Here is a 17,720-nt window from a genome sequence, read left to right as displayed (position 1 = left end):
CTTAAGGGTTCTCAAGTTTCTTATGCCAAAGCAACTCTACTGGGCCGGTGCATCTACTTTTTCAGCCTCCCAGTACAGATCGGCAATCACTTCCGCCAGTATTTCAGCCGTGCGGTATGATTCTTCCAATGTATTTTCCACCCCACCTATTTCTATTAATATATTGTGCTCTGAAATAGATTGATTATACTCGGCATGACCTGTGCTTCGTGCCACGATCCCTCTGGATAGCCCCGGATAACGTTCTTCCAACAGGCGGTTGAGCGCTTCGGCAAATCTGACATTCTTCTCATACTCCGGATTGCGCTTACCGATGACAAAAAACGGCCTGGCATAGGTTTTACCTTCCATTTCAAAAGTCGTGCTCTCTCGAGACACTGAATCACGGTGCAAGTCAAACATAAAGGTAATATCTTCATTCTCCCGGATAGCAGCTTCTACAACCTGACGCGACTTGGTGTAAGAGTAGTTATACGGTAGGCCAGCTTCATTTAACAACTGACCAATATCAGTGGTGTCCACATATGTGCCTATGCCTCTTTTCTCCAGCTCTTCTCCTAATCTCAATCCCACTTTGGTAATATTAATTTCCTGATGAAAGGCCTCATTAGGATCTGAAGCGGATGGAATATGGGGCAGCCAAGATTCCCGGTTATGGGTGTGGTATATAAACACTACTTTCCGGCCCTCCGTACTGAGGGAAGGCTGTTGTGACGGAGCTTCACCCTGCTCCTCTTCCATTGCTTCAGTGACCGCTTCCCGTTCGGCCAGAACCACATCTAAAGGAGGAGACGATTCATAGGAAATATCTGCATAAGTGACACCTTGGCCAGCAACAATCAATTCCCCGTCAAAGAAGGCAAAACCCGGTATTTCCCGGCGGATCAAGGTGCGGGGATCTTCAGGGTTTAACGAAGTGGCCATTTCCACCACAATATTTGATACCTTGGGCAATTCAACTTGAGCTGATTTATTGTAGGTTTGCAATTGGGGTATTTCAACCGTCAGAGCGGCGATAAACGTTTCTGCTGACATATGGTTTGTCCACTTTTTCAAGGTCTCGGAGGTCAAGTTAAACTGAGCCTGAATATAGGAAAAAAACGAAGTGAGTGTTAACAAGATAAAGAATCCGATCATCACATACAGAGTCATACGCCTGACCATGTATGACGTGTTCCGCTCCTGACTCCGTAATGGGCTGGTCCAACGTGCGTAAGTACGCCTGTGGCGATAAAAACGGGGAGACATGTCCATCATCCTTTCATCTGCGGTTCCCCAGTACAAGCTTGTCTGCTACAGCTTATGAACACCGGGCAGAAAATAGAACCACACGCTGAAAGAGGACTTGTCTCCCGTATAAAGTATTGAACATACAAAAACAGGGAAGCTTCCTGCATCTGAACAAAGGGCAGGCGGAAAAGGTTTAGTGTGTATAGGCTGAAACGTTACTCATATCAATTTTTTCGTGTAAGGCGGCACTTAAGGCATTGGCCAGCATATTGCCCATGTCCTCAATAAATTCATCCACCTCTTTAGGTGTCACGATCAGGTGATGGCCAAGGGGTTTTAAAACCTCATAAATCAGCTGCCGTTTTTCTTGGTCTTCCAGAGTGCCCACAAGCCCCAACAGGGCTCGCCGGCCTTCTTCATCAGGGATCGCGCTGGGGTCAAATTCTTCCGGTTTTTGAAAACCGAAGCCCATGCTACCAGGGGCTAAGGCCCGTCTGGCATTGGTCCCTTCCTTTTGGTCACGCATTTCTTTCCCCAAATGGCCCAGAAGGAAATCAATAGCATCACTTACAATAGACGTGGCATCCACCACAGTGGGCACACCAACGGCAATAACCGGAATCCCCAATGTTTCACGGTTCAAACCTTCACGCTTGTTACCCACACCTGACCCGGGATGAATGCCGGTGTCACTCATTTGAATGGTGGTGTTCAAACGCTCAATGGAACGGGCTGCTAAGGCGTCGATGGCAATGACAAAGTCCGGCTTAGTCTGATTGACAACTCCCCGAATAATGTCACTGGTTTCCATACCGGTCAAGCCCATCACACCGGGAGTAAGGGCACTGACTGGTCGAAATCCTGCTTCCACTTGTTCAGGCTGCAATTTAAACAAATGGCTGGTCACAATCATATGTTCCACAACAATGGGACCCAAGGCATCAGGCGTAATGTTCCAGTTGCCCAAGCCGACCACCAGACACTTGGCGTTTGACTCAATCCCTGCTTCAGCCAAAAACTGATAAAATTGTTTGGCCATGAGCGTCGTCACTTTATCTTGAAAATCACTGTCCTTCTGTCTTAAACGCTTGGCTTCGATTGTTAAATAGCGTCCTTTTTGCTTGCCGACTTGCCCGGCAGCTTTTTCCGTTTCAATATGTACTTTAATGACTTTAATGTCATCTTCCTCAAATTCGTCAATGCGAACCCCGTCAATGGCGTCTATCTCACCCTTTTTTTGTTGAGCCTGCTTTTCCAAGGCGATTTGATGCGCTTCAACAGCCAAATCGGTGCGAATCTGGTAGGGAGAGAGATCAAGATGTTTCTGTTCCTTACCTGTCATGGGGGAATCACCTCACAGCACACTGTTATCGTTTGCTACAACACATATTTTTCTTAGTGTACCGTCGGCTTCAGTACATTATTCCATAGGGTATCGTTCACCAACTATTGCAATTGGTATTTTTTCAATGTATAATTCTTAATGTTGTATTTTGGACGGTCTAACAGCCTGTCAAGGAGGTGAAGAAAGTGGCGAACATTAAATCTGCGATCAAACGTGCCAAACAAAACGAAAAAAGACGCGCCCACAACCGCGCCATGAAATCAGCCTTGCGTACAGCAATCAAAAACTTTGAAAAGCTTGTGCATCAAAATGATGTTCAAGGGGCTAAAGAAGCGCTGTCTGTGGCAACCAAGAAGTTAGACAAAGCCGCTTCCAAAGGCCTTATCCATAAAAATGCGGCTTCCCGCCAAAAGTCTCGTTTAATGAAAAAATTTAATGAGATTAACAAGGAAGCAACCGCCTAATCTGAACATTTCAAGGCAATGAGAAGAGAGGGTGACTCAAAAGGCCATTTTTAACGCCAACTGAGTCACCCTTTTTATTGTTGTTTGGGGGCACTTCAATGATACCAATGCTAACAACAAAGAACAGCCAACGCTCTCTTAGACCGCTTTTTGCCTCTGGGTCAGCTGCAAAATAAACAATTCTAGCGCCAACCGCTTGTCCAGCAGGCCTGTTTTTAACTTATAGTCCAGCTCGGCCAGTTGATCAAGTACTTCGGCCAGTTGTTCCAACGAAAAGCGCCGTCCTTGTCTGATCGCCAATTTGCAGACATAGGGATGGACCCCAATGATTTGGCTCATCTGCCGCTCAGAATACCCTTGTTCAGCCAAATCTTTGGCACGAAAAATGAGACGGAATTGCCGGGCCAACAGAAACAAAATTTTGATGGGTTCTTCATTCCGTCGAAGCAGCTCGTCCAGGGTGCTAAAAGCTTGGTCCACCCTGAGCTGAACCACTTGATCCACCAGTTTAAACACATCCTGTTCCACCGTTTTGGCAATCAAGTGGTGGACCGTATCTTCGGTGATTTCCCCGCCACTTCCCACATAATTAGCCATTTTGGACATTTCGTTGGCCAACATCTGCATATGATCCCCGGCAAATTGATGCAACAATGCACAAGCCTCATCTGTGATTTGAACTCCCAGATCAGAAGCGCGTTGCTTAAGCCAGGGAACCAGTTGCTCCACAGGCAAAGAGTTGGCCTGAACAACAACCCCGTGTGTCTTCAACAGTTTGACTACTTTTTTGCGTTCATCAAGTTTTTCCTGAGGCACCACAAGCACCATGATCGAATAGTCTGCCGGCTGGCTCACATAACGCACCAGGGCCTCAAGATCATGTTCAACCTTGTATTTCCCTTTCACTCCGCTTAAAAAGTGGGCTCCATAGGCAACAATCAACCGTTTTTCCCCGATGAAAGGCAGTGTTTCTGCCACCTCAACCACACTTTGTATTGCATATTCCTCCAAATCAAACGACTCATAATTAAAGTCAAGACTAGCCTCATCCAGTACACGCTCGCTCAATTTGCGAATGAAGTCATCCATCAGAAAACGCTGTGATCCGTATAAAACATAAACAGGGGCGATCTGTCCCTGTTCAATTTGTTTGTGAATGTCCGCTATCGTCATGATCCCCTCGCACCTTTTCTGTTTAAATTATTGCTCTTCACTTTCTTCCGGCTGATATTCAGGATAAGGGCCTTCCAACCGGATCTCTTCTCTATTATCTGCATTAAAAATCCAATATTGCTGTTCATCCCGCTCTTCATGGTACAGCACATAATATAATTCATGGTCCGAGACCCATTCCATCTCTTCAATGGTCCAAGCGCTGCTGACAGGATTGGAGGAGATATAATAAGGCTGGTCTTCCCCATCAATACGCTTGTCAATACGGATATCTTCATTATCAGGGCCAATATAGGCTGAATAGGTTTGGTCCGGAGAATAAATACGTTCCCTTTCTCCTAACAGAAAGAACACACCCTGATCACCGGCTGGCTTATCTTCATCTGACACGGTCAATGGGCGAGCTTCTTCGACAGAGGCACTTTCCATCGTTCCCGCATCATCCTCAGCCAAATCAGGGCTAACGCCTCCGTCTGACAGGAGTGAAAAAACGACCAAGATCAGGGCAGCTAAACCACCACAAACCCAGATTATTTTTTTGCTGGAAAAGGATCTAAAAATAATATTCCGTTCTCCTTCAGCATTCTCTTTTTCGTTCAGTTGGGCAAAATCAAGCTGATCCACAATGGAATGGGGAGGGGTCACTTTAGGCAGCTGTTCCAACTGCTCATGAAGGGCTTTATACCTTTGAAAAGTGGCTTCACAATTGGGACAGTGTGTCAGATGGTGTTCCAGCTGCTGTTGTTCGTCCTCCGACAGGTCGCCATCTAGCCGGAGTTGAATCAAGTGGAGGACTTCCTCACACCTCACCATTAGACACCACCTTTCAGTTCATCATTCTCTTCTTCGGGGAAGAGAGCACGTTGTAATTCTTTTCTGGCCCGGAACAGGTGAGATTTGACCGTGTTGATGGGCAAATCCAATGCATCGGCGATCTCCTGGTAAGAAAAGTCCTGCAGGTAACGTAAAATAACCACGGCACGCTGCTGCTCATTTAACTGGTTAATCGCTTGCTCAATTTCACCTTTTAAAATGGACTGTTCTAATTCGCGCTCCACATGATGGTAGTGATGCTGCCTGAGCAAATGCTCATGCTGGTCAGTTGAGATCACCGTTTTTTTCTGCCGGCAATAATCAATACATAAATTGGTGACGATGCGCTGGGCCCAGGTCTTGAATTGGGCTTTCTGTTCAAACCGGTTAATATTTTTATAAATGCGAATCAGAGCTTCCTGGGTCATATCCAGGGCATCTTGTTCATGCCCAAGCATATAATAAGCAGTACGGTATAAAGGGGATTCGATTTCGCGCAACAGTTGAATCAGGGCATCTTGATGACCTTCCTGGGCCCTTTTGACCAGTTCTGTGTCTGACACTCACTGTTCCCCCTCTCCCCTTATTATCTTAAACGAAGGCGAAGACCTGTTTGTTGCAAAATCGTAAAAAATAATCGGGAACATGGATTTTTTTCCGCATTTCCTTTATACTAAGAATTGAAACAGGAGGTTGAAGATGATGAGTGCAAAAAATTACGAACAAAATCAAAACCAGGCTGTCCGCAGCAACAAGTTTGAAGAGCCCCATGATCAGCGCAACGATCTGATTGACTCCGGTGTTGGCTTTATTGTCTCCTTTGGCTTCTTCATGACTGTGTTTGCTGTCTTTGTACTGTTTGAGATTATCCGTAACCTTACATAAGCGATCGTCCTCTTTTTTGGCACCCCTGTTCCCTTTTGGGAACAGGGCTTTTTCTATGCTGGTTATCAATTTTTACCATACGCCTATTGTACCGATTCCGTCTCAGCTTGTAAAGTTGGTCTCACTGTGTACTGACCAGGACCAATCACGATCAGGATGCCACCATGTTGGTCCGTTTGGAACAGATGGGTTCCGCTCTCTTGAAGCCGCTGGACCACTTCAGCATCAGGATGGCCATAGCGGTTGTTGGTTCCAACAGAAATAACACTTACCCTAGGCTTAACTTGTTCCAACCAACGGTGTGAGGTTGACGTCCGGCTGCCATGGTGAGCCACCTTTAACACGTCAGCCTTCACAGCGGGATAGGTGTCCACAATGGCATGTTCTCCCGCTTCCTCTACATCCCCCGTCCACAGAAAAGTCGTCTCATAAATCTTATTCCATAAGACCACATTATAGTCATGCAGATTATTCACATGTTCGACAAGTCTTTCCGGCGATGGTGGAAATATGACCTTAAAGTGTATCTCACTGTTTCGCCAGCTGTCCCCTTCACTTACAAAATAAACAGGGATCCCCTCTTCCCGGATACGCCTTAACCAGTGCTGTTCAAAGTCACTCTGCGGAGCCACGGGCGGGTAGAGAACCATGCCAATCTTCATCTGGCCCAGCAAGCCCTGAATACCGCCAAAATGATCATAATGGCCATGGGAGATGACCACCTTATCTACCTTGTTGATCCCCCTGTACCTTAAGTATGGCAAAATGATGTCTCTGCCTACTTCAAAGGGCCGTGCAGGCTGCTGCCACTCTTCTTGATAAAAAGTAAGCTGCCCTCCCAGATCAACCACTACGACCTGACGACGGTAAGGAGCTTCAATCACAATCGCATCCCCCTGTCCCACATCCAATACCGTCACATAGCCCTGCCGGTCAAGGTAAGGGAGCATAATTTGAAAAGCGATGAAGATGGGATACATGACCAAGAAAAGCCCTACCATATACTTTTGTCTCTGCTCCGCACTGAAGGCTACAAAGACAGTGAGAAGAGCTGTTAGCAACAGCCACCACCAAGCTGGCTGCCCCGTATGAACAGCAGCCCAAGGCAACCCGTAGAGCCACTCCAAGCCACGGTGCAACATGTCAAGACTATGTACATACAGCAAAGCCGGAAGACGAACCAGATCAAGACTAAGAAAGCTGACCAGTGTCAATCCAAAAGCGGCGGGAATATATATCGCTGAGTACAGTGGAACCAGAATCAGATTTAAGACAGGAGAGAGTGGTGAAAACGAATAGAAATGGTACATGATAATCGGCAGAGAAACTGCTTGGGCCACGATAGCCACAGCCATGCCTTGGCGCAGTCGTTCACCCTTGCCTGGCAAGAGCGGATACAGCTTGGGAACCACCGTAAGCAGGGCGAAAGTGATGGCAAAGGAGAGTTGAAAACCTACATGATAGAGATAATACGGATTGACCATGAGTACCAGTAGATAGACGACATACAGGCCTACAAGAGAATGGTGCCACAGACGGAACCGGAGGCAAAGCAGGACCACCAGGGCCATTAAACTGGCTCTGACGGCAGAAACCTGCCACCCGCTTAACATCATATAGACAGGGATAAATATAAACAAGATCAGGTAGATGGTTTCACGAGTGAGCGGCAGCCGGGAAAGTAAAAGGTACAGGCTGCCCAAAACAATGCCCACATGCAGCCCTGAAATGGCCAGCAAGTGGATAAGGCCCAGATATTGATACATCTCCATGACATGCTTGTCCATTTCATCCCGGTAGCCTACTGTCATGGTCTGTATAATGGGAGCTGTCGCCTCACCGAACACCTTCTCAGTCTGGCTGATCCATAGCAACCGGTATTGATCAGCCATCCCCAGCACCCGATCCCCAAGGCGATCTCCAGGTTGAACGGCCCATGTTCCCCTTACTTGAGCGACATAATGGATGCCCCGCTGCTTTAAATAACGGCGGTAATCGAAGGCACCCGGGTTTCTGGCCGTCTGAGGCGCGGCCAGGCGGACAATCCCCTCCCATATATCTCCCCGCTTAAGATGCTCATAGCTTTCTCTTTCCTCTAATGTGCGCACATAATGGGTGACAACCACTTTTTCAGGTTTGTTTAAGGGCTGGGCATCAATCTCTTGCACCCTTAACTCAAAACGAACCCTGTTCCCATCAATTTGAGCGGGAGACAGCACCAATCCCTTAAGTGCAATCTGTTCGCTGCTTCCTCCATCTCCCACAACAGCATCAATGGCTGACTGTTGATGGTTCGAGATATATACCGAAAAATAGATGTTAAATAACATCAGCAGGACACACATCCCCATCCCTAGGCCGATGTGTCTCTTGCGCAGCCTGACGTGGGGATGGTCGGCCGGATACAGTAGCTCTTTGCGCCATATAAGCAGAGCTAACAAAAAAGAGCTCCAGATGAAATGCAACCACCATGAAGAGCTCTCTTGGAGGATGATGATTAATTGAAAAGTGAATAATACAATAAAATAAGTGGCCGTCTCCAGCATTACTCCACCACTTCCAAGTTAAGTCCGGCAGGAGGCTGATAATCCTGAAGGTGACGCAGTACAATTCCTTTCTGTTTTAACAGCGCTTTTACTTTGTCCTGGTCCTTTTGGTAAGCCCGGTGATACACAATCTCAGCAATCCCACTGTTGGCCAGCATGTTGGTACAAGTCCAGCAGGGCTGGTCTGTCACATACACCGTCGCTCCCTGACGGTCTTCCCTGTCCGTAAATAGTAACAGATTTTGTTCAGCGTGAATGGTGCGGATGCAGCGCTCCTTTTTTACAATTTTCCCTTCCACTTCCTCATACGTTTCCGCTAACATGCAACCGGCCTCATAGCAGTCGGGTACCCCGGCCGGAGCACCGTTATAGGCTGTACCTAAAATTTTTTTATCCTTGACCAATATGGCGCCCACATGCCGCCGGGGACATGTGGCCCGCGAAGCGGCCATGTAAGCAATATCCATAAAATAAGCATCCCATGATTTACGCATGTGCTATCACCTACTACAATTCAATTTCATCCTTCATGTTTTCAAAGATTTTTGGGCCAATCCCTGACACCTTCATAATGTCTTCAACAGAAGTAAAGGGGCCGTTTTCCTCCCTGTAGCGAACAATGGCTTCAGCCCGGGATGGCCCAATCCCCGGCAATTGTTGTAATTCCTCTGCTGTCGCCCGGTTGATACTGATTTTGCCTGAAGAGCCCCCGTCAAGAACAGTACCTGTAGAGGAAAAGGAAGGCATTCCCTCCCCTCTGTCCACTTCTTCCTTCGTGGGTACATAGATGACCATGCCGTCAGTCAATGGTTGAGCAAGATTAAGGGGTAACGTGGAGGCATTTTCCGCTAAACCTCCCGCCTCATGAATGGCATCAATCACCCGCTGACGTTCCGTTAAGGTATACACGCCGGGAACTTGCACAGCCCCTTTAATGTCGATGACAACAGGTTCATCTTCCTGTTGGGGTTCTGAAGGGGCAAAGTCGCCTTCTGTCACAGCTTCCCCTTTCAAATTTCTATGCACATGTTGTACTTGGTCAACATGGGTTTGGAAAGTTAACCCTTCCGGAGCGCCTTGTTCTCTCTCTTGCCACCATTGGCTGAACAGTAAGCTGGAGACTGCAATAAGCAACACGGTGCTTAACACCATCAGCGTTTTTTCGCGGCTCGTCCACCCTTTGAACACACCCATCTGCTCCTTTATAGCTTTTCATCTTTTACCTGAAAAAAAGACGTATGAGTCAAGCTCTGTCAATCATATGTATAATCATAAACGGGATAGGAGGGTTGGAGTATGCGAGTCGGTTTTGTTGGCACAGGAAGCATGGGCAGTATCCTCATTGAAGCATTAATTGAATCCAAAGCGCTGCAGCCTTCCCAAATCCATGCCTCTAACCGGACATTTGACAAGGTCAAAACGCTGGCCAAAAAATATACGGGGTTACACGCTTATCCTTCCAACGCGCGTGTCGTACAGAAAGCCGATATCGTCTTTCTGTGTGTCAAACCCCTTGAATTCCAAAAGGTCATTGATCAGATCAAGCACGAAGTACATGAAGAACACCTCATCGTCTCCATCACCAGCCCGGTTGAAATCAAGGACTTGGAACGGAAATTAAAAGCCAAAGTGGCAAAAGTGATTCCCAGTATTACCAATTCCGTTGGTCAAGGAGCTTCTCTAATCATGGCTGGTGAACGCCTCACAGAACGGGATAAGGATGTCCTCTTCCATCTGATGAAGTCGATCAGCCACCCCTTGTGGTTGGACGAAAAATATACGCGTATTTCTTCCGACATTGCCAGCTGTGGCCCTGCATTTATCAGTTTTCTCCTGCAGCGGATGATTGATGCTGCCGTGGAAGAAACGGGAATTCCCCGTGACAAAGCCGTCACCCTGTTCACCCATATGATGATTGGTTTTGGCGAACTGCTGAATCAGAACAAATTTACACTAGAGTCTTTACAAGAGAGAGTATGTGTACCTGGAGGCGTGACTGGTGTCGGCATCGGGGTGCTGGACCAGGAAGTGAACGACATGTTCCATAAACTGTTCAAAGCCACGCAGCTCAAGTACAACGAAGATGTGGAACTGGTACAGGAGATGTTTTATAAGACATCCACTTAACAAATGAGGCCTGCACCTGATTTCTTTTTGACTTTTTACACTATTCTACATGTGTTTTAAAAATCCTGTCTTGATGCAAAAAAACTTTATGCATGTAAAAACCGAGGATCACCCCGGTTTTTTTATGTTAAACATTGTAAAATTCATCTGACTCGATTATGTCCCCATCCACCAGTTGAGGGCGAACACCGTCAGGATGGCACCGGAAATCACTAAAATAATATGCAAGCGCAACAGGGCAACGATCACAGCCACCAGTCCTCCAGCCAGCCCTACCAGGGGTTGATCATAGACGGCTAAAATACCGGGAAAGATCAAAGCCCCCAATGCCGCATATGGTATGGCTTGCAACCAACGTCCGGCCCACTCTGGAATCCGAATACGGTCCAGAAGTACTGCTGGCAGAAAACGGGGGAGAAATGTAACCAGTCCCATGGCAATGATAATCAGAAATAGGTCCATTATTGACCCTCCTTTCCGCGGAAAAGCACAATCCCAGCCAGGGAAGCCATTAGGGTGGCCAGGACGATTCCCCAGCCGCTGGGAAGTTCTAGACCGACGGTGAACAAAGTGCAGAAGATGGCGCTGATCACAGCAATGACCCCGGCACTTAACGATCGGCGGATAGCAGGGATCAACAGTCCGATAAACATGGCATATAAGGCGATGGCCATACTGGCTCCAATGGCCGGGGGAATGAACATGTAAAAAAGTCCACCAAGCAATGTACCCCCAATCCAAGCGAGATAGGCCGTAAGAAAAAGTCCAAGAAACATGTAAGAAGATAGATGATCTTTCCCCTGGAAGCCATAATCATTGTTTTCTGATCCGTCTTTTTCTCCTGACTCCGTTTTGAATGAAGCTACGGCGAAGCTTTCATCAGTGATGCCATAGGAGAGGATCCCTCGCCACCGCTGGGGGAGGTGCCGAAGGCGATGCATCAAAAATAAACTCATCACAAAATGGCGGAGATTTAGTACGAAAGTGGCAAAGATCAGTTCCAGTGCGCCGGCTCCTAGCCCCAGCATATTGACAGCCATAAATTGACTGGCCCCGGCATAGATAAACACCGACATGGCCACGGTGTGAAAGAGAGAGAGCCCGCTTTCTAAAGCAATAACACCATAAGAGATGGCGATGGGGATATAACCGATCACAATGGGAAAAGCCAACTTGGCGCCTTGAATAAATTGAGCGAAACCTTCAGCCGCTGACGATGGACGCTGGTAAATATCAGTGGATGGCGGAGAAGATTTTTTCATCTTTAAATACTCCTTTTTTGTATAATATAACTTAAATATAACTTATTGCCCATTCTCCAGGTGTCCCCTTATTCTACAATTCTTTATGCCAAAAACCTCAACAGGCTTTCTCTGTCTCTAGCACCTGTTGAGGTTTAGACTATTGCCTAGTTCGCCACAATGTTAACCAGCTTATTGGGTACGACAATGACTTTGCGAATCGTTTTGCCTTCCAGTTCAGCCTTGACTTTCTCGTGTTCAAGGGCTTTTTGCTCCAGCTCTTCCTTGCTCAGATCCACCGGAACTTCAAGGCGCGCCTTGATTTTACCCATGATCTGCACCACAATTTCAACGCTGTCTTCTACGAGCAGGTTTTCGTCATAAGCGGGCCAAGGCTCATAAGCCAAGGTCTGTTCATGACCCAGAGCCTGCCACATTTCCTCGGCAATATGGGGGGCAATGGGTGAGAGCAGCTTAACAAAATCCTCAATGGCCCGTTTGGGCAATTGCTCTTGCTTATACGCCTCATTCACAAAAACCATCAACTGGCTGATGGCTGTATTAAACCTCAGCCCCTCAATATCCTCGGTCACTTTTTTGATTGTTTGATGCCAAACACGCTGGAACTCTTTGCTGCCCTCTACCTCTTGAATGGGATCAGCCAGAGCGCCATCCTCTTTCATCACCAAGCGCCAGACACGGTTGAGGAAGCGGTGGGCGCCTTCCAAACCATCCGTGCTCCATGGTTTACTGGCTTCCAGCGGTCCCATAAACATCTCATATACCCGCAAGGTGTCTGCTCCATAGGCTTCCACCACATCGTCCGGATTGACCACATTTCCTTTGGATTTGCTCATTTTTTCATTGTTTTCGCCTAAAATCATGCCCTGGTTAACCAGTTTCTTAAAGGGTTCTTTGGTGGTCACCAGCCCCAAATCATACAGCACTTTGTGCCAGAAGCGGGCATACAACAGATGGAGCACAGCATGCTCTGCACCACCAATATACAGATCAACCGGCAGCCATTTTTCCTGCTGTTCTTTAGAGCAGAATGTTTTATCGTTGTGGGGGTCCAGGAAGCGCAAATAATACCAACAGCTGCCGGCCCACTGAGGCATGGTGTTGGTCTCCCGCCGCGCTTTCATGCCTGTTTCGGGATCAATGGTGTTTACCCACTCTTCCACATTGGCCAGCGGCGACTCACCAGTGCCGGACGGTTTTATCTCATCCACCTCTGGCAGCGTAAGTGGCAATTCAGTTTCGGAGACAGGCTTCAGGCTGCCGTCTTCCAGATGCAGTATGGGAATAGGCTCACCCCAGTAACGCTGGCGGCTGAAGAGCCAGTCGCGCATCTTGTAACTCACCTTGCGCTGGCCAACGCCCTTTTCTTCCAGCCACTTGATCATGGTTTCAATCGCTTCTGCATTGTACAAGCCATTTAAAAACTCAGAATTGATATGTTCACCGTCTCCTGTATAAGCAGCTTTTTGGATATCCTCTGCCCCTTTAACCACTTCCACGATGGGCAGGTCATATTGTTTAGCAAATTCATGGTCACGATCATCGTGTCCGGGAACAGCCATAATGGCTCCCGTTCCGTAGTTAGCTAATACATAGTCAGCAATCCAAATGGGCAATCTGGCCCCGTTGGCCGGATTGATGGCGTAAGCACCGGTAAAGACACCAGTTTTTGTTTTGGCCAGATCAGTGCGCTCCAAATCATTCTTACGTGCGGCCTGTTCCTGATAGTCCTTTACAGCAGTCTGCTGTTCGGGTGTCGTGATTTTTTCGACCAGCGGATGTTCGGGTGCCAGCACACAGTAGGTGGCTCCGAACAACGTATCGGGACGGGTGGTAAACACCACGAAACTTTCATCGTGTCCGTCGACCTGGAAGGTGATGTTGGCCCCCTCTGAACGGCCAATCCAGTTGCGCTGCATCTCCTTGATGCTTTCATCCCAATCCAATTCGTCCAAATCTTCCAGCAACCGGTCAGCATAAGCCGTTATTTTGAGCATCCATTGCTTCATCGGTTTGCGTATCACAGGGTGGCCGCCCCGTTCACTCTTGCCATCGATGACTTCCTCGTTGGCCAATACCGTACCCAAGGCTGGGCACCAGTTGACAGGCACCTCGTCAATATAAGCCAACCCTTTTTCATACAGTTTCAAAAAGATCCACTGCGTCCATTTGTAATAGTCAGGGTCAGTTGTGCTGAATTCCCGGTCCCAGTCATAAGAGAAACCCAGGGATTTCAACTGGCGTCTGAAGTTATCAATGTTGCGTTTGGTAATCTCCCGTGGATGTTCACCGGTATCAAGAGCGTGTTGTTCAGCAGGCAAACCGAACGCATCCCAACCCATGGGGTGCAATACATTATAGCCATTCATCCGCTTGTAGCGGGCCACTATGTCACTGGCCGTATATCCTTCCACATGGCCCACATGCAGTCCGGCTCCTGAAGGATAGGGAAACATATCCAGCACGTAAAAATAGTCTTTATCTGGGTCATCGGTCGCCTTAAAGGTTTTGTGTTCTTCCCAATACGCTTGCCATTTCTGTTCAATATCACGAAACGGATAACTTGTACCTTGTTTTGACATCAACAGAACCTCCTTGTCTTGGTGTTATTTATGTATCTTTATATAAGTATCATTGCATAAGTGACCGTCACCAAAAAACCTCCCACCCCCAGCGTCTTTCGCTAGGGACGAGAGGTTCGTTCACATTGTCAGCATACCTTCCCGTGGTACCACCCTAATTTGAAACAGCGGTGATTGAGCTTAACGCTGTTTCCTTCATTGCTCCTTATCGCGGAAAACGGTAAAGACTACTTGGTTCGCCTTTACGGACTCCCCAGGCGAGTTCACTTCCTTTTGCTGTTGACTTGCACCACCCGTCAACTCTCTGTGTAGCAATACAGAAGCTACTACTCCTGATCATTGCCCTTGTAATGTTATACTACTGTTAAGTTTTGTTCCGTAAAGATGGTTTAGTATGAATTATATGCACAACCGCCGGGCCTGTCAACAGTTTAAACACCCATCTTTGTTTGTATTTGCTCATTCTTGCCATTTTACTCATGTTTTAAACTTGTTTACAACCCGAGAGAGAGTTCCACTCGTGAAGCATCTGCCCAGATTTTCTCCAAATTATAAAACTCCCGCTCTTCTCTGTGAAAGACATGAACCACCACATCCCCCAGATCAAGCAATACCCAGCGGGACTGGTCAAGGCCCTCCATTGGCTTGGGATTGAGGCCCAATTCCTCAGCTTTATCCCGTATAGATTCTGCAATGGCTTGTACCTGTGTTTCCGAATTACCGTGACAAATCACAAAGTAATCAGCAACGACAGACAACCCTCTGATATCGAGCACCACGACGTCCTGTGCCTTTTTTTCTTCAGCACTGTCCACCACCGCTTTTAGCAGATCCTGTGTGTCCATCACTTTCCTCCTTCTTATCACTTATATCAGCGTAGGCTGCTCTGGTCAAAGGATACACTTTTTCTCCTTTTTCTTCAAGAAACCGAATAGTCCGCTTCAAAGCCATGCCAACCGCCTGGTTTAAGTCCTGCCCGGCTTTTTGGCGCACCTCGTCAACACCGGGAAAATCGCGTCCCGGTTCAATGTAGTCAGCCAGATAAACCACTTTTTCCAACAGGTTCATACAGGGCCTGCCTGTTGTATGATAACGAATGGCATCCACAACTTGTTGATCAACAAGGCCCACTTCATGTTGGACTAGATACGCCCCTACAAACGCATGCCATAACTCCTTGTTGTAATCTAATATGTCATCCGGAACCTCTTCCCGTGTTTCGATCAGCCTGCGCATTTCATCTTCCGGCCTGTATTTGGCGTAATCATGAAAAATAGCGGCCGCCTCCGCTCGCTCCACATCGGCCCCATACCGTTCAGCCAGTTGGACAGCGGTTTCTAAAACGCCAAGTGTATGCTGGTAACGGTGAGTGGGCAATGCTTTTTTAACAACCGCTAACATGGCTTCCCGGCTCAGTTTCCCCTGCTTAAACATGTTCATCCTCCTTTTTATCCGCTACTGTGTCTATCCTCAGGCTGATACAATCCTTGACGCTCTATATATTGATAAACTGGCTCCGGTACGAGAAAGCGGATGCTTTTCCCTTGTTGTCTCCGTTCCCGGATCAGTGAGGAAGACACATAAGAAGGGACCATGTCTACAAAATCAACGTAATTTTCCCACTCGGCCCCAGGGTTGGAACGGGATTCCGGGCGTCTGATACCGATAAAGCGGACGAGCTTGACCAGTTCCTCGATTTGATGCCACTCAGGCAAGTTTTCGACCATGTCCCCACCGATAATAAAAGAGAAACAGCAGTGAGGATGGATGCGCCTAAGCTCCTTAATGGTGTCTATGGTAAACGATGGGCCTTTCCGCTCAAATTCTACTAGTGAGAGCTTGAAATAAGGTATATGCTCAATAGCCAGCTTTAACATCTCAATCCGCTCTTCTCCCGGTGTAACGGGACGGTCCTGCTTATGAGGGGGCACATTGGCCGGGACAAACCATACTTCATCCAGGTTACATTCATCCCTGGCCACTTCAGCCATATGCAAATGGGTCAGATGCACCGGGTCAAATGTTCCACCTAAAAGACCAATCTTACGGTAACTCAATCTGTTTGTTTTCCTCCGACTCTTTGTATAGGACAATCTGCTTGCCAATCACTTGTACCAGTTCGGCCCCGGCGCGTGTTGCCAATTGTTCGGCCACCTCATGTTTGTCTTCTTCACAGTTTTGCAAAACGGATACCTTGATCAGCTCCCGGGCTTCAAGAGCGTCCCTGATTTGCTGAACCATATTGTCGTTAACGCCCCCTTTCCCCACTTGAAAAATGGGGGTGAGATGGTGGGCCATTGACCGCAAATAACGTTTCTGTTTTCCGGTTAACATTATGGTATTCCTCCTATGCTGACGATAAGTTAAGCTGCTTCAGGACAACTTGGCGCATCACATCTAGGGGCGCATCATAACCGGTAAATAACTTGAAAGCCAAAGCCCCTTGATAGATAAACATACCTAAGCCTTGATGAACGGTTGCACCAAGTTGTTTGGCGTTATTCAAAAACGCGGTACAGAGCGGATTGTATACAATATCACTAACAACAGTGCCCGGCTTTAGCCCTTGTAGAGCAAGCGGTGTTTGTTCCACATGGGGCCACATGCCGACCGGTGTCGTATTGATAATTAATTGGTAATCTGTGACACCCTGTTGTTCAAGAAACGTCCAGCTTAGCACGTCTACCTGTAGAGAAGTTAACGGTCCGTTCGTTTCTTGTCTGTTTTTTGCATTAGCATAATGGCGAATGTGGTTGGCCAGTGTTTCTGCTTTCTGTTCTGTCCGATTGGCAATCGTGACACTTGTGCAGCCATTTTTGATGAGATAGATGGCAATGGCTTTAGCCGCTCCACCTGCACCCAACAGTAACACGCGCGTCTGTTCCAGATTAACTCCGGTTTCCGTGAGCAGCGATTGCACGTAACCGGCTCCATCTGTATTATACCCCACTAACCGCCCCTGTTTGGATAATACAACTGTATTCACAGCACCAATCGCTTTCGCCTCAGGATCCAGTTCATCAAGCAGCGGAACGATACGCTCCTTATGGGGGATGGTGACATTGATCCCCTTGATTCCCAAAGCTTTTAAGCCGGCTACGGCTTCAGGCAAGTCTTGAGGGGACACATCAAAGGGGTGGTAATGATAGGGTAAACCTAAAGCCTGAAAAGCCCGGTTGTGCATAACAGGGGATAAGCTGTGTCCAACCGGGTGGGCAAACAAACCAAATAACTGTTTCTCACTGCCGGACATCCCCATTCTCCTCTCCACTTGTTAAACTTTAACATGTTCA

The 17,720-nt window shown here is 47.6% G+C and carries 18 protein-coding genes, 1 pseudogene and 1 other annotated feature; of the genes and pseudogenes, 3 read left to right on the top strand and 16 right to left on the bottom strand.

Annotated features, from left to right (window positions below):
• Positions 1–36: 36 nt before the first annotated feature.
• Both spoIIP and gpr read right to left on the bottom strand, forming a co-directional pair.
• Complete coding sequence (gene spoIIP / locus J2S00_RS11780; RefSeq protein ID WP_307339832.1) at positions 37–1,152, bottom strand: stage II sporulation protein P; 1,116 nt, start codon at positions 1,150–1,152, stop codon at positions 37–39.
• A 271-nt stretch (positions 1,153–1,423) separates the two neighbouring features.
• Positions 1,424–2,572, bottom strand: coding sequence for a GPR endopeptidase (gene gpr / locus J2S00_RS11775; RefSeq protein WP_307339830.1), 1,149 nt, complete (start codon positions 2,570–2,572; stop codon positions 1,424–1,426).
• Positions 2,573–2,760: 188 nt separating this feature from the next.
• On the opposite strand from gpr, the gene rpsT reads away from it, so the two are divergent.
• Positions 2,761–3,039: a 30S ribosomal protein S20 gene (gene rpsT, locus J2S00_RS11770; RefSeq protein ID WP_307339828.1), complete on the top strand. Its 279-nt coding sequence runs from the start codon at positions 2,761–2,763 to the stop codon at positions 3,037–3,039.
• 138 nt (positions 3,040–3,177) lie between these two features.
• Here the strand turns inward: rpsT and holA are convergent, their stop codons facing one another.
• From holA to J2S00_RS11755, 3 genes are read right to left on the bottom strand one after another with little or no spacing between them, the layout of a single operon-like run.
• Positions 3,178–4,212: a DNA polymerase III subunit delta gene (gene holA, locus J2S00_RS11765; protein ID WP_307339825.1), complete on the bottom strand. Its 1,035-nt coding sequence runs from the start codon at positions 4,210–4,212 to the stop codon at positions 3,178–3,180.
• Positions 4,213–4,239: 27 nt separating this feature from the next.
• Positions 4,240–5,025: a zf-HC2 domain-containing protein gene (locus tag J2S00_RS11760; protein WP_307339822.1), complete on the bottom strand. Its 786-nt coding sequence runs from the start codon at positions 5,023–5,025 to the stop codon at positions 4,240–4,242.
• Complete coding sequence (locus J2S00_RS11755; RefSeq protein ID WP_307339819.1) at positions 5,025–5,588, bottom strand: RNA polymerase sigma factor; 564 nt, start codon at positions 5,586–5,588, stop codon at positions 5,025–5,027. Before J2S00_RS11755 ends, J2S00_RS11760 begins: the two co-directional genes overlap by 1 nt.
• A gap of 187 nt (positions 5,589–5,775) precedes the next feature.
• Between J2S00_RS11755 and J2S00_RS11750 the strand changes: the two are divergent.
• Positions 5,776–5,910 (top strand): annotated as a pseudogene (locus J2S00_RS11750) (YqzM family protein); the annotation flags it as partial.
• A gap of 83 nt (positions 5,911–5,993) precedes the next feature.
• Here J2S00_RS11750 and J2S00_RS11745 read toward each other — a convergent pair.
• Genes J2S00_RS11745 through J2S00_RS11735 form a run of 3 tightly spaced genes read right to left on the bottom strand, consistent with a single transcriptional unit; the run spans position 5,994 to position 9,644 of the window.
• Positions 5,994–8,456 carry a DNA internalization-related competence protein ComEC/Rec2 gene (locus J2S00_RS11745; protein WP_307339815.1) on the bottom strand — a complete coding sequence of 821 codons (2,463 nt, stop codon included), beginning with the start codon at positions 8,454–8,456 and terminating at the stop codon, positions 5,994–5,996.
• A complete protein-coding gene (locus J2S00_RS11740) occupies positions 8,456–8,950 on the bottom strand; it encodes a deoxycytidylate deaminase (RefSeq protein WP_307339812.1) in 495 nt (164 codons plus the stop codon). Before J2S00_RS11740 ends, J2S00_RS11745 begins: the two co-directional genes overlap by 1 nt.
• 13 nt (positions 8,951–8,963) lie before the next feature.
• Positions 8,964–9,644, bottom strand: a complete 681-nt coding sequence (locus J2S00_RS11735; RefSeq protein WP_307339809.1) for a helix-hairpin-helix domain-containing protein — start codon at positions 9,642–9,644, stop codon at positions 8,964–8,966.
• A 108-nt stretch (positions 9,645–9,752) separates the two neighbouring features.
• On the opposite strand from J2S00_RS11735, the gene comER reads away from it, so the two are divergent.
• The gene (gene comER / locus J2S00_RS11730) at positions 9,753–10,583 is read left to right on the top strand and encodes a late competence protein ComER (RefSeq protein ID WP_307339807.1); all 831 of its coding nucleotides are present in this window, start codon (positions 9,753–9,755) and stop codon (positions 10,581–10,583) included.
• Between the two features lie 156 nt (positions 10,584–10,739).
• On the opposite strand, the gene J2S00_RS11725 is transcribed toward comER, so the two are convergent.
• From J2S00_RS11725 to aroE, 8 genes are all read right to left on the bottom strand, one after another.
• Positions 10,740–11,045, bottom strand: a complete 306-nt coding sequence (locus tag J2S00_RS11725) for an AzlD domain-containing protein (protein ID WP_307339804.1) — start codon at positions 11,043–11,045, stop codon at positions 10,740–10,742.
• Complete coding sequence (locus J2S00_RS11720; protein WP_307339801.1) at positions 11,045–11,845, bottom strand: AzlC family ABC transporter permease; 801 nt, start codon at positions 11,843–11,845, stop codon at positions 11,045–11,047. The genes J2S00_RS11725 and J2S00_RS11720 overlap by 1 nt, the downstream gene beginning before the upstream one ends.
• Before the next feature lie 146 nt (positions 11,846–11,991).
• Positions 11,992–14,427, bottom strand: coding sequence for a leucine--tRNA ligase (gene leuS, locus J2S00_RS11715; RefSeq protein WP_307339799.1), 2,436 nt, complete (start codon positions 14,425–14,427; stop codon positions 11,992–11,994).
• A gap of 100 nt (positions 14,428–14,527) precedes the next feature.
• Positions 14,528–14,776, bottom strand: a binding site (T-box leader).
• A 145-nt stretch (positions 14,777–14,921) separates the two neighbouring features.
• Complete coding sequence (rsfS, locus tag J2S00_RS11710; RefSeq protein ID WP_307339797.1) at positions 14,922–15,272, bottom strand: ribosome silencing factor; 351 nt, start codon at positions 15,270–15,272, stop codon at positions 14,922–14,924.
• The gene (gene yqeK, locus J2S00_RS11705) at positions 15,229–15,843 is read right to left on the bottom strand and encodes a bis(5'-nucleosyl)-tetraphosphatase (symmetrical) YqeK (RefSeq protein WP_307340005.1); all 615 of its coding nucleotides are present in this window, start codon (positions 15,841–15,843) and stop codon (positions 15,229–15,231) included. The genes rsfS and yqeK overlap by 44 nt, the downstream gene beginning before the upstream one ends.
• A gap of 32 nt (positions 15,844–15,875) precedes the next feature.
• On the bottom strand, positions 15,876–16,484 hold the full coding sequence (locus J2S00_RS11700) for a nicotinate-nucleotide adenylyltransferase (RefSeq protein WP_307339795.1): 609 nt from the start codon (positions 16,482–16,484) through the stop codon (positions 15,876–15,878).
• Positions 16,471–16,761 carry a ribosome assembly RNA-binding protein YhbY gene (gene yhbY / locus J2S00_RS11695; RefSeq protein ID WP_307339792.1) on the bottom strand — a complete coding sequence of 97 codons (291 nt, stop codon included), beginning with the start codon at positions 16,759–16,761 and terminating at the stop codon, positions 16,471–16,473. The genes J2S00_RS11700 and yhbY overlap by 14 nt, the downstream gene beginning before the upstream one ends.
• A gap of 13 nt (positions 16,762–16,774) precedes the next feature.
• On the bottom strand, positions 16,775–17,680 hold the full coding sequence (gene aroE, locus J2S00_RS11690) for a shikimate dehydrogenase (protein ID WP_307339790.1): 906 nt from the start codon (positions 17,678–17,680) through the stop codon (positions 16,775–16,777).
• Between the last annotated feature and the right edge of the window lie 40 nt (positions 17,681–17,720).

The sequence above is a fragment of the Caldalkalibacillus uzonensis genome (assembly GCF_030814135.1).
Classification (GTDB): domain Bacteria; phylum Bacillota; class Bacilli; order Caldalkalibacillales; family Caldalkalibacillaceae; genus Caldalkalibacillus; species Caldalkalibacillus uzonensis.
This window is presented reverse-complemented; position numbering and strand designations above follow the sequence as displayed.